Annotated in this window: 12 protein-coding genes and 6 pseudogenes; 7 read left to right on the top strand and 11 right to left on the bottom strand. The window is 62.7% G+C overall.

Going from position 1 to position 14,596, the window contains the following annotated elements; all coding sequences use genetic code 11:
• Positions 1–258: pseudogene (locus tag G6028_RS00320) on the top strand (hypothetical protein); the annotation flags it as partial.
• 344 nt (positions 259–602) lie between these two features.
• Positions 603–1,271 carry a DUF3800 domain-containing protein gene (locus G6028_RS00315; RefSeq protein WP_067716045.1) on the top strand — a complete coding sequence of 223 codons (669 nt, stop codon included), beginning with the start codon at positions 603–605 and terminating at the stop codon, positions 1,269–1,271.
• 239 nt (positions 1,272–1,510) lie between these two features.
• Here G6028_RS00315 and G6028_RS17515 read toward each other — a convergent pair whose 3' ends face one another.
• From G6028_RS17515 to G6028_RS18245, 6 genes and pseudogenes are all read right to left on the bottom strand, one after another.
• The gene (locus tag G6028_RS17515) at positions 1,511–2,611 is read right to left on the bottom strand and encodes a type IV toxin-antitoxin system AbiEi family antitoxin (RefSeq protein WP_241730431.1); all 1,101 of its coding nucleotides are present in this window, start codon (positions 2,609–2,611) and stop codon (positions 1,511–1,513) included.
• A gap of 72 nt (positions 2,612–2,683) precedes the next feature.
• Positions 2,684–3,094, bottom strand: a complete 411-nt coding sequence (locus G6028_RS17510) for an SOUL family heme-binding protein (RefSeq protein WP_277817550.1) — start codon at positions 3,092–3,094, stop codon at positions 2,684–2,686.
• 52 nt (positions 3,095–3,146) lie between these two features.
• A pseudogene (locus G6028_RS18150) lies at positions 3,147–3,254 on the bottom strand (SOUL family heme-binding protein); the annotation flags it as partial.
• A gap of 189 nt (positions 3,255–3,443) precedes the next feature.
• Entirely contained in the window at positions 3,444–4,172 is a 729-nt protein-coding gene (locus G6028_RS00300; protein ID WP_182657648.1) for an alpha/beta fold hydrolase, read from the bottom strand.
• 911 nt (positions 4,173–5,083) lie between these two features.
• Positions 5,084–5,299, bottom strand: coding sequence for a VOC family protein (locus G6028_RS00295; RefSeq protein ID WP_422110510.1), 216 nt, complete (start codon positions 5,297–5,299; stop codon positions 5,084–5,086).
• A gap of 74 nt (positions 5,300–5,373) precedes the next feature.
• Positions 5,374–5,472 (bottom strand): annotated as a pseudogene (locus G6028_RS18245) (VOC family protein); the annotation flags it as partial.
• 196 nt (positions 5,473–5,668) lie between these two features.
• On the opposite strand from G6028_RS18245, the pseudogene G6028_RS17505 reads away from it, so the two are divergent.
• The 3 genes and pseudogenes from G6028_RS17505 to G6028_RS17500 form a co-directional block, all read left to right on the top strand.
• Positions 5,669–6,382 (top strand): annotated as a pseudogene (locus G6028_RS17505) (GMC family oxidoreductase N-terminal domain-containing protein); the annotation flags it as partial.
• 187 nt (positions 6,383–6,569) lie between these two features.
• Positions 6,570–6,755, top strand: a pseudogene (locus G6028_RS18145) (GMC oxidoreductase); the annotation flags it as partial.
• Between the two features lie 91 nt (positions 6,756–6,846).
• Positions 6,847–7,065 (top strand): GMC oxidoreductase, encoded by a 219-nt coding sequence (locus tag G6028_RS17500; protein ID WP_338404109.1) that lies wholly within the window; start codon positions 6,847–6,849, stop codon positions 7,063–7,065.
• A 284-nt stretch (positions 7,066–7,349) separates the two neighbouring features.
• Here the strand turns inward: G6028_RS17500 and G6028_RS00285 are convergent, their stop codons facing one another.
• The 5 genes and pseudogenes from G6028_RS00285 to G6028_RS18140 all read right to left on the bottom strand — a co-directional run bounded on the left by G6028_RS00285 (position 7,350) and on the right by G6028_RS18140 (position 12,417).
• Positions 7,350–7,748, bottom strand: coding sequence for a hypothetical protein (locus G6028_RS00285; RefSeq protein WP_182657646.1), 399 nt, complete (start codon positions 7,746–7,748; stop codon positions 7,350–7,352).
• A 23-nt stretch (positions 7,749–7,771) separates the two neighbouring features.
• Positions 7,772–8,344 (bottom strand): annotated as a pseudogene (locus tag G6028_RS00280) (ISL3 family transposase); the annotation flags it as partial.
• A 516-nt stretch (positions 8,345–8,860) separates the two neighbouring features.
• A complete protein-coding gene (locus tag G6028_RS17990; RefSeq protein ID WP_182657644.1) occupies positions 8,861–10,123 on the bottom strand; it encodes an O-antigen ligase family protein in 1,263 nt (420 codons plus the stop codon).
• Positions 10,120–11,151: a glycosyltransferase gene (locus G6028_RS00270; RefSeq protein ID WP_182657642.1), complete on the bottom strand. Its 1,032-nt coding sequence runs from the start codon at positions 11,149–11,151 to the stop codon at positions 10,120–10,122. Before G6028_RS00270 ends, G6028_RS17990 begins: the two co-directional genes overlap by 4 nt.
• A gap of 120 nt (positions 11,152–11,271) precedes the next feature.
• The gene (locus G6028_RS18140; RefSeq protein WP_422110511.1) at positions 11,272–12,417 is read right to left on the bottom strand and encodes a glycosyltransferase family 4 protein; all 1,146 of its coding nucleotides are present in this window, start codon (positions 12,415–12,417) and stop codon (positions 11,272–11,274) included.
• A 123-nt stretch (positions 12,418–12,540) separates the two neighbouring features.
• On the opposite strand from G6028_RS18140, the gene G6028_RS18135 reads away from it, so the two are divergent.
• The gene (locus tag G6028_RS18135; protein ID WP_422110509.1) at positions 12,541–13,548 is read left to right on the top strand and encodes an MraY family glycosyltransferase; all 1,008 of its coding nucleotides are present in this window, start codon (positions 12,541–12,543) and stop codon (positions 13,546–13,548) included.
• Between the two features lie 25 nt (positions 13,549–13,573).
• Positions 13,574–14,494, top strand: a complete 921-nt coding sequence (locus tag G6028_RS18130; RefSeq protein ID WP_182657636.1) for an NAD-dependent epimerase/dehydratase family protein — start codon at positions 13,574–13,576, stop codon at positions 14,492–14,494.
• The last annotated feature ends 102 nt before the right edge of the window (positions 14,495–14,596 follow it).

Below are 14,596 nucleotides of genomic sequence, written 5' to 3'. Positions count from 1 at the left end.
GGGGGGGGGCGGAGAGCCGAGGTGATCTGCCTGCCGGGTGTCGTCCCGGCGCTCAACTGCGGGACCTCCGAAAGGGACGTGCTCGCCTCGACGATGCGCCCACTCGCCCATGTCGACCTCCCGATGATCGGCAGTCCACCATTGCGCATCTGGGTGGACCTTCCGCGGTGGGGCGACGGCTCCACCGGCGAGGGCCCGATCCCCGAGCTGACAAGTAACGTGATCGCCTGGTGGCTCACCGGACCCGCTCCGTCTTAACGCTCACTGTCCGACGTGGACTGCGGTCTTGAGGGCGACGACGACAAGGCCCACGACCGCCGAGAGCGGACCGCCACTTCCCGCCATTCGAACCGACCGGCATAGACCAACTCGTGCGGCGCGACGTAGAGCTGGTCCACGCTATTCACCCACCGCGCCCTCAACTCGTCACAGTGGCCTACAAGGCTGTGACTTGCTGGGGAGCGCCTGTGGATTAAACGCTGAATATTCGCGCTGACCTGCCTTTATGTCATCTGCGGGTAATGGCGCTTAGTGAGTTTCCCGCCCGAGGAGTGTCCTCTCGATGTGCTTCCATAGGTGGCAGTCGAGAGAAAGGCCCCTTCGTGGCGATCAAGTATCTGTTCGCAGATGAGAGTGGCGACCTCCAGTTCCTCCGCAATGGGAAGGCATCCAGGTACTTCGCGGTTGGCACGCTGTGCGCCGACGAAGAACAGGTGTGGGCGCTCCGGACGCGCCTCATGCGGCTCCGGGACGAACTGGCCTGGAAGGCCCAGGGTTTGGATTCGTGTTTCCACGCCTCTCCGGACGCCCAGGTCGTGCGAGACGCGGTGTTCGACGCCTTGGTGGAACTTGAGTTCCGGTTCGACATCACTCTGTTGGAGAAGTCCAAGGCCCAGCCCTCGATCCGCCCAACCGAACCGAAGTTCTACCAGTACGCCTGGTTTTTTCATCTCAGTCGGGCCGCCCCTCAGTTGTTCCACCAGGGCGATTCCATCCAGGTCGTCGCCGCTCAGATGGGAACCAGGAAGACCCGGGCTGCGTTCAGGGGCGCCGTGGACGATGTCATGGCCCAGTGTCTGCCCTTCCGCGCCAAGCGAGTATTGGCATTCTGGCGGGATGAGTCCGACTTCGGTCTCCAGGCTGCGGACTACTGCACCTGGGCGGTCACACGGAAGTGGGAGACCGGCGACGACCGGGCTCACAGACTGATCCGGAGCAAGATCAGGATCGAGAGTGACTACTTCGGGTACGGCACCGAGCACTACTACTGACGCACGAAACCCCAACCAACTAGGGATCATTCCCGAAGCCCAGGGGCTCTTTCGTCGATTGGGGTCGCACTGAAAATGTACCACCGTGTCAAGCAACTTGACAGCCTTAAAGCGTGTCGAGGTCATGACGGGCGGCCCTCCATGCCGGTCTCGCAATCAGCCCGTCGACTGCGGCCTGCTCGGACAACGCCTCGGCCGCGTCCAGAAGCGCAGACCGGGCACTGACGAGCAGATCGCCACTACCCTCTCCAGGACTGTTCATGTGCCCCCATCCATTTGATCAACTCGTTCGCCTCTGCGGGTGCCCGGCCCGGCCCGGTCATGAGGTCCACAGCCACCTGGGCCGGGCGGGCGACCGTGAGCCCTTCCAACGCGGTCATGGCGCGTTCCATGACGACGGGGTAAGTGGGTTCGATCAGCAGCACGTTCGCTCCCGCTTCGGTCGCGCGCAAGCCCCAGTTCGCCGCTGCACGTTCGACGTTTCGGACGTACACCATCGCCGACCTGGCTGGTGCGTAGGCAGCCCACGCTGCTGCTGCGACGGACCCGGTCAGCGCGTAGTCGACGTCCTCTTCCTCGCGCACCGTATCGAGAAGGTCCGACAGGCCCCGGGGAGCGATCCAATGGGACACGGCATTGGACCGGAGTAACTGATAGTCGTCGCTCCATCTGCGCAGAAGAGCTGCCCAGTCGGACACCAGGAATCGCCGGTCAGGCAGCCGCTGCGCAAGTCCCTGATCTTCGAGAAACTGCATCACACGGTATACCGACCCCACCGAGGCCTTGGCGACGTCGGCGAGTTCCCGCACACGCCATGGCCCGGGAAGATCGAGTAGCGCTCTGACTACCTTCGCCGCGGGTTCTCCCTTGAGGGTGCCCCTCGGGCGCCCTGGCCCCCGCCAGGGATCTCTTTCGGCACCACGATCCGAGACGAAGAGTGCGGGAACGGGGGATGAAACCCTCATATTGCCGGTCGCATCGATGTATGAAATGCCAGCCGCGTCGAGCCGCGCACGGTCGGCGGGCGCGAGATAGCGAGTCAAGACCAGGCACCCACTGTCCGGCACCTGGGCCATAGTGTCGCCGCACCTCTTCCGAAGCGCAGGTATGTCGCGAGCTACGACGGCGCTCTTGACGGTGACACAGAATGTTGCGGCACTCCCATCGGGAGCCTCGGCGACCATCAGAGAATCGGCGCCGCCAGATGTCGACGATGTAGCGCCCTGCCTGGTATCGATCTTCCACTCCGGCGGGAGTCTCTCGCGAAGTGCCTGGGACGCGGCATCGACGAGTTCCGCCTCCGAAGGGGGTCTCGAATCTATCGTCTTGCCGTTTATCATGTTCGGATAATAGCGCCGTTCCGCAGCCAACGGAAGCGGACAATTTGCCGAACACCGCCAGCGCGACGCGAGTCAGCCGCCTTCGGGCCACACCACGTCCTGCACCACCTCGTTGCGCCGCAGGAACCACGGCGTGAACGGCGGGTCGAACCGGGCGTACCTGGGCGGCCCGGTGGCGACCAGCCCGGCCCGGGCGATCCCGGCCTCGAGGTCGGCCAGGTGACGTCGATAGGCCGACTCGCTCCACCGTCCGGAGTAGCGCACCGCCGCCGCGACACGGTCGGGCACCTGCTTGACCCGCTCCCGAGGATCGGTGGGCACCGGCGCGGTCGCGGCGGTGAGCGAGGCGGGCAGGACAAAGGCGACCACGTGCTCGCCGCCGTCGGCCTCGGTCTGGACCACGGGCGCGGTCATGGCGACCTTCTCGGAGCCGAAGGCCTCCTGGACGACCGGCGCCGTCATGGCGATGGACGGCGGACTCATTGTGACCGGTGATGCACCGGAACAGCGCGCTGAATGCCTGGTTGCCGGCACTGCTGAACGACCCGCCGACGGACACCTCCGCCGCGGCGTGGGAGGGGTACCGCCGCAGCTCGAACTCCGGGTGATGCTCGAGCACCTCGTAGGGCTGCTGCTCGGTCATGAATCGACGGTACGCGCGCGAGCGGCCAGTGGCGGCGCCGCGCGTCCAGTCACCGGAGACTGCCAGGCGGGCATGCCACTGGGCGACGTGGTGCGGGTGGAAGATCGCGACGACGACGATGACGACGACGACGAGGCCCACCTCCACCCGCCCGACCCGCGGCTGCCGGGTGGCGCGGAACCGGCCGGGTCAGCCCGAGAGTCCGCGGAGCCAGTCGACGATCGCGCCGGCCAGCTCGTCCGGGGCCTCCACCGGCAGCATGTGTCCGGTCTCCGGGATCTCGGTGTAAGACACCCGGGCATTCCGACTGCCGCCCGCTTCGGCCCCGTTCGCCGCTGCCCAGCGTCGCTGCTCCTCGGTGGGCACCACTTGGTCATCCGACGCCCCGACGATCAGCACCGGGACACCCGCCTGCGCGGGGAACTCGCTCCGGTCGGGCCGGGCGCCGATCGCCGCCGAGTGGGCGGCGAACCGCTCGGGCCCGTACACCCGTGCCGCGCGCAGCCGCTCGGCCCGGACCTCAGGATCGTGGCCGCGGTCGCCGTAGTACACCGCCTCCATGCCGTCGAGCGCGATCTCCTCGTACGCCTCCGGACTCAGTCCCGCGGCGCGGTCGGCCCGCGCCTTCGCCGACTCCGTATCCTCAGCACCCACCGGGGCGGTGACCAGCACCAGCCCCGCCAGCAACGACGGGTGCCGCTCGGCCAGATGCATCGCCACCACGCCGCCGAGCGAATGCCCCACCACGACACTGCCCTGCTCGACCTGCTCGGCCACCTCATCAGCGAGCGCGTCGAGGTCGGACCGGGCCGGTAGATCCAGGGCGGTGGCGCTCACCCGCTCCGGCAATACGCGGATCACGGGAGACCACGTCTGGGCGTCGCCGTGAAGGCCTGGGAGAAAGACAATGTTCGTCATGGGAACCGACCCTACTTGCGGCTACCGCGGGCACCCGGAGCTAAGAAAACTCAGGAGGAAACCCGAGAGGACCAACGACGACGTCAACTTCGGTTTCCCTCCCGCCAAGCCCGCCGCCCTGGATGCCCGGGGACGGGGACGGCTACTCCTGGCATGCCTCGGACGTATCGCCGGCGTCGCACGGGTCGACTTCCGGCGCTTCGCTAGTCTCTGGCTCGTCAGGGGGCTCGGCGGGTTCCACTGTCTCCTCGGGCTTTTCCACCGCGGGCGCATTCTGGTTCTCGGGCGGGACGGGGATACCGTTCGGATCGGCACATTCCGACAGGTCTGCCACGTAATGATCTGTCCGCGGGCACCGGTACGGATTCTCGGCCATCTGCTCACTGCGCAGAGCTGCGCACTGCGGGTGGTACCCGTGCGAACCGTCGCTGAACCAGCCACTCTCCGTCCACGCTCCCCCGCCATAGATGCACTCGACGAGCGTCGGCCCTGCAGCTGCGGGAGTGGCCGCGGCCGGCGCCCCCGTCGGCGCAGTCGCCGTCTCCGGCGTCCTTGCGACGGTCGTGGTGTTGGACTTGCTTGTGGTCGTCCGCGTCGACGAACTCGAAGTCCTCTCCGTGCTGGTCGGCTCGTCAGTCGCCGGTTCGCCCCCGCACCCGGCCACCAGGACGAGCGTCGACAACACGGCGCCGACCACATTCAGCCTCGAGGCATGCGAGCGATGTCGGTGGGTAGGTGCACTCAATTGCGGGCCCTTCGTCAGTGCCCGGCTGGGCGGAGCATCCCACCGATCATGCACTGAGCAAACGGCAAATAAGCGAGTTTCCCGGTTCGATGTCAACACTGCTGCACTTCGGACGCCCAGACGTGTCCCACCAGAGCTCGAGCACCGAGCCTGCCCGGCCCCGGCCTCACTCCCCACAGAGACAGAACGGATGCCCCACCGGGTCGAGGTACACCACAAACCGCCCGTCGGGGCTGGGCTGTTGCTCGTGCCGGCGGGCGCCGGCGGCGAGTACGGCCGGCTCGGAGTCGGCGATCGAGTCCACGTAGAAGTCGAGGTGCACCTGCGCGGGACCGGCCCCTCGGGCCAGGTCGGCGCACGGAAGTCGGGGACGGTCTGGCACGCGAGCGTGACCGCGTCCGGCTCGCCCTCCGGCGGCAGCACGTCGACCCAATCCGAGTACTCGGCATCGTCACGAATCCGCCAGCCGAGCATCGCTGCGTAGAACTCGGCGAGCGATCGAGCATTAGGGCAGTCGAGTGCGACGACCACACGCCGCGCGGTGATCCCAGCCATGGCACCACGCTACGACCTGCACTCCAGACGCCTCAAGCATTCATGGGCCGCGGCGCCTCCCGGCGGCCGGAGCTGGGGCGCTCCCCCGGTGCGCTCTGAGAACCGACGACGACGAGGGCCCGCCGCCACTTGAACCGCCCCGCCGCTACCTGCACTGCGCCTGACGCAGGCGGGGATCGCGACCCACATCGTGGAGATGGGCCGCAGCTGGGACACGCCGGGGCCGGACGGCAAAATCTTCTCGGGGATGCTCAATCCGGACAAGCGCTCCACCTGGCTCTCGGACACCACCAGCCAGCCGGTCAGCAACTTCATGGGCTTCGGGATCGACAAGAAGGTGGAGCGCTACGTCGGGGTCCTCGACGCTGAGAAGTTCTCGGGGGTCAAGGTGTACCAGGGCCGCGGTGTGGGTGGCGGATCGCTGGTCAACGGCGGCATGGTGGTCACGCCCAAGCGCAGCCACTTCAAGCACATCCTCCCGAACGTCGATGCGGCCCAGATGTACGGCACCTACTTCCCGCGCGCGAACGCCGCCCTCGGCGTGAACCACATCGACCAGGAGTGGTTCGAGTCGAGCCCCTGGTACCAGTTCGCCCGCGTGGGCCGGAAGACCGCGCACCGCTCCGGGTTCGCCACGACCTTCGTGCCCAACGTCTACGACTTCGACTACATGAAGCGCGAGGCGGCGGGCACCGCGCAGGCCTCCGCGCTGGGCGGCGAGGTGATCTACGGCAACAACGCGGGCAAGAAGTCGCTGGACAAGACCTACCTCGCCCAGGCCGCCGCCACCGGCCGGCTCACCATCTCGCCGCTGCACCGGGTCACGGCAGTCACCCGGGCCACCGGGGGCGGCTACTCGGTGACGATCGAGCAGATCGACGAGCAGGGCGCGGTGATCGCCACCAAGAACGTCACGGCCGACAAGGTGTTCTTCGCCGCCGGCAGCATCGGGACCAGCAAGCTGCTCGTGTCGATGAAGGCGCAGGGCCTCCTGCCCAACCTGTCCAACCAGGTGGGCGAGGGATGGGGCAACAACGGCAACGTCATGGTCGGGCGCGCCAACCACATGGGACGCCACCGGCTCCACGCAGTCGACCATCCCCACCCTCGGTATCGACAACTGGGCCGACCCCACCGCGTCGATCTTCGCCGAGATCGCTCCCCTGCCGGCCGGGCTCGAGACCTACGTGAGCCTGTACCTGGCGATCGCCAACAACCCCGAGCGGGCCCGCTTCCAGTTCAACTCCGCCACCGGCAAGGTCGACCTGACCTGGAGCGTGTCCCAGAACCAGCCGGGCATCGCCATGGCCAAGAGGGTCTTCGACAAGATCAACAAAAAAAGAAGGCACCATCTACCGCACCGACCTGTTCGGTGTGTACAAGACCTGGGGCGACGACTTCACCTACCACCCCCTGGGCGGCTGCCTGCTCGGCAAAGCCACCGACAACCACGGGCGCCTCCACGAGTACCCCGGCCTCTACGTGGTCGACGGCTCCCTCGTCCCGGGCAACGTGGGGGTGAACCCCTTCGTCACCATCACCGCCCTTGCCGAGCGGAACATGGACGCGATCATCGCTGGCGATCTGCAGTAGGTCGCGCTGCCGGCCCCGCGCGCGTCGGGGCGCCGGGCCGGATCCCTCGTGGGGTTCGGCCCGTGCGGCATTGTGGGCCGGCGTCGGGGGCGCCACGCAGGGTGGCGTCGTGCGGCGCCGTGGAGGCCCGACGTCGACAACGTCTACGACGACAACGCCCGCCCCTCCGACCGGGCCCGCCGGGGCGGGGTGGGCGGAACCGGTGGATCAACCGCGCCCGAGACCGGGTGCGTTACCGGCCGGGCTGCTCGGCCACGGCCCGATCTCGTTAGCCGCCACCTGCGCTAGTCGTCCTCCGGTTCACCTCGGCCCGACCCGCGGGTGGGCAGCGTGGTCGAACGCGAGGTGAGAGAACGCCGCGCCTGCTCGGACGCATTGTCGAGTACCACGTTCTCGCCGGTCTCGTGTTCCGTGCCCTTACGAAGCAACCGCTTGCTGAGCCCCTCGGCGGCCTTCCCGGTGACGAGCCTGGCCGACTCGATCGTGTGGCTACCGGCCTGAACCGCGGACTCCAGCCCGTCCGAGCCGGAAGCCACGACCTTGTCCCGGGTTTCGACCGCGGCGTCGCGCCAACGTCGACCTTCGAGTTCGACCTGATCGCCCGCGATGCCGAGGAGCTGCTCGAAGCTGATGCCGTCGTTGTGGACCCTGTTGCGGGAGGAAAGCACCCTGGGTGCGGCCATGGGGTTCAACGGCCCTTCCGGATTTAGAGTGCGTTGATCCGGTTCTGGAGCTGTCCGGAGTGAATGAGCGACCGCAAGATGTAGTGCTTGAGGTTGCGGAAACCTAGGGCGATTCCGCGGAGGTGTTCGAGGCGTCCGTTGATGGCTTCGACGGGGCCGTTGGAGGCGCCGACGTCGAAGTAGGCGAGGATCTCGCGGCGCCGCTTCCATAGCGAGCGGCCGAGCTGGGCGAGCTCGGGCAATTTCTTGGACACGCCGGCGCGGATCGACTTGAGGAGTTTGTACATCGCGATCTTGCCCTCGCGGCGGTTGGTGGCTTCGTAGGCGTAGATGAGCCGCTGGTAGATGCCGTACGTGACTTCGACCGCCACGTGCGCATCGTCGGCGACGAACGCCTTCCATAGCCGGATCCTCTGCTTGTCGGTCAGTAGCTCGGCACCAGTGTTCAACGTCCGGCGGATCCCGTACAGCGGATCTCCCGTGCGGCCCCGGTGCCCGGTAGCGGCCTGCTGCACGCGCTGGCGGCACACGGTCAGCTTGTCCGAAGCGAGGTGGACGACGTGGAACGGATCCATCACCGTCCGAGCTACGGGCACAGCTACGCCGGCGAGCGCGCGGTCTGGCTCGTGCTGGGAGGAGGCGGCCGGCCACGTGAGAGGTCAGCACGCCAACTTCGGACTGGCGGGCTCCGCGACTGCTTGGACTGACGACAGAATCAGACAGCCAATCGCAACGCTAGCGCGCAGTACAACCTTAAAGGGCATTCCAAGACTGCCCAAGCTGACCGAGTGATAATTGGCGAGCGACAGCACAGCCCCAGCACCCTTGAGACATCATAACCGCGACGTTGACTGGAACACGAGTTGCCGCCGCGGCTATGGCGTATTTCGTGGGCAACGCTAGGGCCGCGGTCCACTTCCGTCAACCAATCCTGAGGGCTAGAAATCTGGATTGCCGGCCCGATGCAGACAGCAGCGGACTTGTCAGCCGCGAACCGATGCCGCAGCCCACCGAAGTAGCTTGACGGGCCCCGGATAGACGGAGCCGAAGACGAAGGCTAGTCGGCATGGCGGCTGTCCGGGGTCGTGCTGCGGCTTGCGCGCTAGGCGCAACTAACTGCGAGCCGCATCGCCCTGCACCGTGTCCCGATTAACATGACGACTCGCGATATCCGACGCAATTATTACCATTAGAATAAACCAAACTAGAGGCCGAGTTTGGAGCGTAGCCACAAACTGCAGACTAAGAACAGACAACATCGATAGCGCGGCCCCCTGCTCAAGACTCACCAACCGGGTCGACGCGACGGCCGCCGCGACGATTATGACGACCCATGCTGCCATTGCGGGAATACCAGCAATGACTCCAATAGAAAGGAGAGCATTGTGCGCGCTAAACGGACCCTCGACACCGACGTCGAAATGGGACGCACCCGTACCTGCAACTGGCTCTACGAGTATAACTCGCACAGACTCGGCAAACAGCGGAGTCCGCCCCGAAAGAGAAGCTTCATCCTCGTTCAGGCCAGCGAGAACCGACGGCAGAACAAAGTAACCTATAACGGCAGCGAAAAGAAGCATAGGGGCACTTAGCTGCGAGAACGACTTGTACCTCACCAACCCAAGCGCAGCATATCCGAGAATCAAGACCGCCGAACCGACTAGCGCCTGTGATGAGCCGCTCAATATCAAAAGCCGGACCGATAGAGCAATAACAAAAACAAACCCAAGTCCTTCGACCCGGACGCGTAACCTCCAAGCGGAGGCTACGAGAAACGGCAGACCGATTAATATGCACTCGACCATGCCATTAGGGTTGCCAGAAATTCCTTCGAATCGAATTCCTTGTTCATTGTAGTTCCCAAACACCGTAGACGCAGCTACGAAGAATGCGATGGCGCGGGATAATGCTGAGACGGCAGATTCCAGAGTGCAAGAGGTCCAACAAGCGACAACTACGGCGAGACATACCAAATACGGAAGACCGGCGAGCATCGATCCAGCAAGAAGCATGCGGACCAGAAGAAGCAGCGGCAGGCCACAAAGAGCAACAGCGACCAATGGCGGAAGCGGAAGGAGAGTGCGGCCGCGCACTGAGCCGCTTCTCTGAACGAGCATAACAACGCAGGAGATGACAACCCATCCCATGCCAACTAAGCGCCACGATACGAAGTCACCGGCAGCAAACTCTGCGACAATGCCGAACGTCAGTACAGTCAATGGACTGAAAACCGAAATCGAAAATCCTACCGCGATTGCCGCCAATACCATAATGGGCGTAATTGAACCGTCTAGCGATAGTTTACCAGCGGTTAATATTGCAGCGGAGACGAGCGACAGAACGAACGCCGATAAACCGCTCTCAACATTCTTCACGATAGGTTTCCTATAGCGGCCAGAAAACGCGAGGTGTATTCAGAAACAGTCAACGCTTCGATTATCGGTTCTTTTCTATTTTCCGATGGCGAACCGAGCATGGAGTCGATGGTCCACGCCCATTCATCTACCGAAGTCGCCGCCAACGTTCGCCCATAACTAATGATGTCAGGGGTGCTACCCGCTTCGGAGGCAAGCACTAAGCAGTTGCGAGACTGTGCTTCCAGCACGGTTCGAGGGAGGCTCTCACTAAGCGATGGATGAAGAAGAAGCTCCGCCGTGTCGTACGTCTCCGGAGATACCAAGACACCTACATGCACATACAGTTCTTTGCCAACCGCCTCCGCTTGGGCGACTAAGTGGTCGAAAGCCGCCCCCGCACTCGTATAAACGTCCAGTCGAGTTAGCGCTTTGCACTTAAGAAATGCCTCGATTCCGAAACGCTGGTTTTTTTCGCGTCGGGCGTTACCTACCATAATCGCGCGCCCCAACCTAGTTACCTGACGGGCAGAATCCAAAGGAACTACGTTGACATACCAATCCTGACCCAAGGCACTAGGGATCTCCAGGATCTTATCAGCCGCAATCCCCTGCCTTATTAATTGCCCCGTAGCAGCAGGCGAGTTAGTGAGGAAGGCATCAACCAGCAACGCGGTTCGGCGATCTGCGAACCTGTAGACCGCACCCTTGTTGAAATCTAAACCCGGACGTGGCATTATAAGCGCTGACTTCGAAAGTGCGGACAGTCGCAGCATACGTAGAATTAATGAAACTGGCATGCCGGCTCCAATTACGTAATCCGGCCCGAGTTTGACAGTGACGGAGCATAGATGCACTAAGCCACCATGAACTATGGTGCCCGCGTCCCGTTTACTAATCAATTCGCCGAGATTACTACGATTTCCGTGGCAGCGAACAAAGTGCGCGACTCGATTGCCTCTCGCGACGAGAGTTTCCGCCACGTCCACCATGCGTCGTTCATTGCCGCCAATTTCCCCGGAGTTCCAGGCGAACAGGAAAGTGGTCATTTAGTGATCGCCTTTCGGACTTAGTAGCGAGCGGTGGGCCCGCTCGGGGTCGAGCGTCGGATTGCACATGATTAAGTAGATCGCACGTCAAACACAGTTCGCGCCCGGCGTGCTTAATATCTAGTACATCGAAACGTCCACTGGCTCCAATCCCCGGTAAATATCGACCAAAGCCTCCCAGATCCGCGCAGGGTCGTAGTCTTTAAGAGCCCTGTCCTGCGCGTGCCGCCCCATAGTTAACCTACCCTCGGCATCACTAGCTAACTCGAGAATAGCACCACAAAGGGCGAGAGGGTCGTCCACGTCGATTAGCAGACCAGTAACTCGATCCACCACAGACTCGTTAGCGCCTGTAGCTCGGGTAGTTATCGCGGGAACTCGGGCTGCGGCAGCCTCGAGAATTACGTTGGGGAATCCCTCGCGCCTAGTTGGATGACACAGTATATCCATCGCCGTAAAGGCTGGTAGAGTGTCATCTATCCAACCAGTTGACACCGCGGGGATTGATATATCTTTCAATGCGCTGGCAGACTCAACATCTTCAGCGTCACCCACAACGAGCAGTGCGAACCGGAATTGATCTTGCTTTCCCCGCAGGAGGTTGAGCGCTTCCGATAGGCATTGACTCCCCTTGTCTGAAGTAACTCTACCAATGAAGCCTATGACAAAGGCGTCTCTTTCGATACCTAAACGGGCACGGCATTCTGTACGTGACAGCCGTGATACTCCCTCCGCTATCTGCGCCCCAGGCACTCCATTGCTTGACCCGTCACCGATAACGATAATGGCCTTGTTTGAGAGCTTCGCGCTACGCATTTCTTTCGCTACCCCATGCCCAACCGCAATTACGTGCGTAGACAACGCGCAACACAGTTGCTCGGCCGATTTGAGGAATAATCGCTTCAGCCCACTAGTTGTTTCGTATCTCAGCCCGCGCACTGTATACACTCGCACAGGCACTCTGCACGCTTTTCCGGCGATTAAACCAAGGAGAGCGGCTTTAGGCGTTCCCACGTTCACCACATCTGGCCTGATACGACGGATGACACGAAACCAGGAGTAGAGTGAACGCAAGTCTGCCAACGGAGAGATCTCCCTTTCCATCGGAATTCCGTAAGTCTGAACTTGCTCTCTTCGCCGTGTCTTCTCCAAGAGTCGATCTGGCGCGCTAACCACGTGGACTTCAGCCCCTTGCTGTCTCATGAAAGCAAGCTGCCCACGGAGGAACGACCACGCACTTGATCCAATAGTGGTGCCGTAAAGCACAGTCAGGCCTGCGAGTGGTTTATAACTCACCTAGTATCCTTCTTCCGAGGGCGACGTAGCTAGCGAGATGGACTTGACCTGCACTCGGTCTGGCCGACTGGCTGTTTCTCGTTGCCAACGGCAGTGTTTTCCGCGAACTTTCTGGAGGTCTTGGTGTCTCTTGTGTTTCGAACTAGCCTACCCGTCGTCGCTTCGACGGCTGCTGCGACCGCGCTCGCTGCCCCGCTTGTTTTGAAGGCTCTTGCTCGAGCCCAACTTGTTGATGTGCCAAATTTGCGGTCTTCACATACGGTTCCGACACCGAGAGGGGGCGGCGCTGCTTGCATCATAGGTGCCGCGGTTGGCTTCTCCATCGGCCGCACCGGGCCGTTTGAAACCCATCCTGGGGTAGCGGCAGCCGTGGGCTCCCTCGCCGCACTCGGACTCGCCGACGATAAGTGGGGTCTGCCGGCTACTTTTCGGTTGGCTGCGCAGGCTTCAATTGGCGGCGCTCTCGGTCTCGCGATCGGTGGTAGTACGTCGGCACTTGTAGGGGCTCTAGCCCTGCCGACGATCGTTAACGCCGTCAATTTTATGGACGGCGTAAACGGGATTACTTGCGCGACCGCAGCCGCATGGGGCTTCTCTAGGCTGTTGAAGATGGACCAGTCCAGTGCCGCGCCTTCGGCCATAGCCCTAGGCTCGAGCTTGGGTTTCGCACCGTGGAACGTACCCCGAGCAAAGATGTTTCTAGGGGACGCCGGCAGCTATTACTTCGGTGGCATTGTCGCTGCGACGGCGCTAGCGTCATTCTCTAGGTCCGGCACAAGGGGGCTTTTCGAGTCGTTGTCGCCGCTCGGTTTCTATCTGGTAGATACAGGAACGACTATGGCCAGGCGGGCCTATCGTGGCGAAAAACTCATGGAAGCCCATCGCAGTCACGCCTACCAGCGGCTGGCCGACCGGGAGGGCTGGGAGCACTGGCATGTGGCTGCGCTGGCAGGGGTGGTGGCTCTCACCAGTGGCCTGTCGTCTACGACGATGCTTGGCGCTGCCAGGGCTCTAGTCCCAGCGCTTTGTCTGTCTGCGCTTCCCGACTTACTCCAGTATGCTGAGGAACTCTCGGACATCCGGCCTGAGCGATTGACCTAGAGCTTAAGACCGCTACCCTTAACCCATGCGCATAGCTTTGGTTGGAGCCAACGGGTTCGTAGGGTCCGCAGTTCGAGAGTCGTTGACCGACCGGGGTCATGAAGTTGTGCCAGTCCGCGCGCCCCGGGTTTCGCCACCTAGTGTCCCCGAGAACCCAGCTTCTGAACTAAGAGTAGATGACGGCATGATCGACCTATTCAAAGCAGTCGAAGCTGTGGTGAACTGTGCCGGCAATCCAGACGCCTCCGAGAAGGATCGAGGGGTCCTCCTCGCGGCGAACGCTCTGTCCCCCGCTCTAGTAGCACGAGCCTCGCGATTAGCTGGCGTTGCGCGACTAGTCCACGTCAGTAGCGCGGTCGTCCAAGGCCGACGATCTAGACTAGATGAGACCACCGTAACTGAAGAGTTTTCCGCGTATGCGCACTCGAAAGCGGAGGGGGAGCGTTTAGTCCACAAGGAGTATCCTTCCGCGATAATCTACAGACCCCCAAGCGTTCATGCGGTTAGTCGGCGGGTAACTTCGATGACGACGCGCATTGCAGCCTCTCCCCTGGCGACCGTTGCGGCTCCTGGTAGTCAACACAGCCCACAGGCACTCGTTGAAAACGTTGCTTCTGCGATTGAATTTCTCGCAACAACCGCATCTCCACCTCCGCGCGTCGTCATCCACCCGTGGGAAGGGTTGACAGCGCTGGATCTAATGGAGCTGCTCGGCGGGAAACGCCCTTTTGTAATTCCCCGTGGTCTCGCGCGCACAGTGAGCGGAATTCTTGAGCTGGCAGGTCGAGCTGCCCCCGCCATCGCTCCGAATGCTCGACGTATTGAGATGCTGTGGTTTGGTCAAGACCAAGACGATTCATGGCTCACTGCAGCTGGCTGGTCCCCGCCACTTGGACGAAGTGCTTGGAGAGAGTTAGGGACTTCGATACGCGTGCGCTCCCATTAAGCCGCCGCACGTGCCGGATATAGCCCGTTACCGTTATTGGACCTCCGATAGCCGGGGGTCTGGTCGCGCGAGTGGGCATGGCTTTCTTGCCCTGCCATCGAT

The organism is Dietzia cercidiphylli (assembly GCF_014145145.1).
Taxonomy (GTDB): Bacteria; Actinomycetota; Actinomycetes; order Mycobacteriales; family Mycobacteriaceae; genus Dietzia; species Dietzia natronolimnaea.
This window is presented reverse-complemented; position numbering and strand designations above follow the sequence as displayed.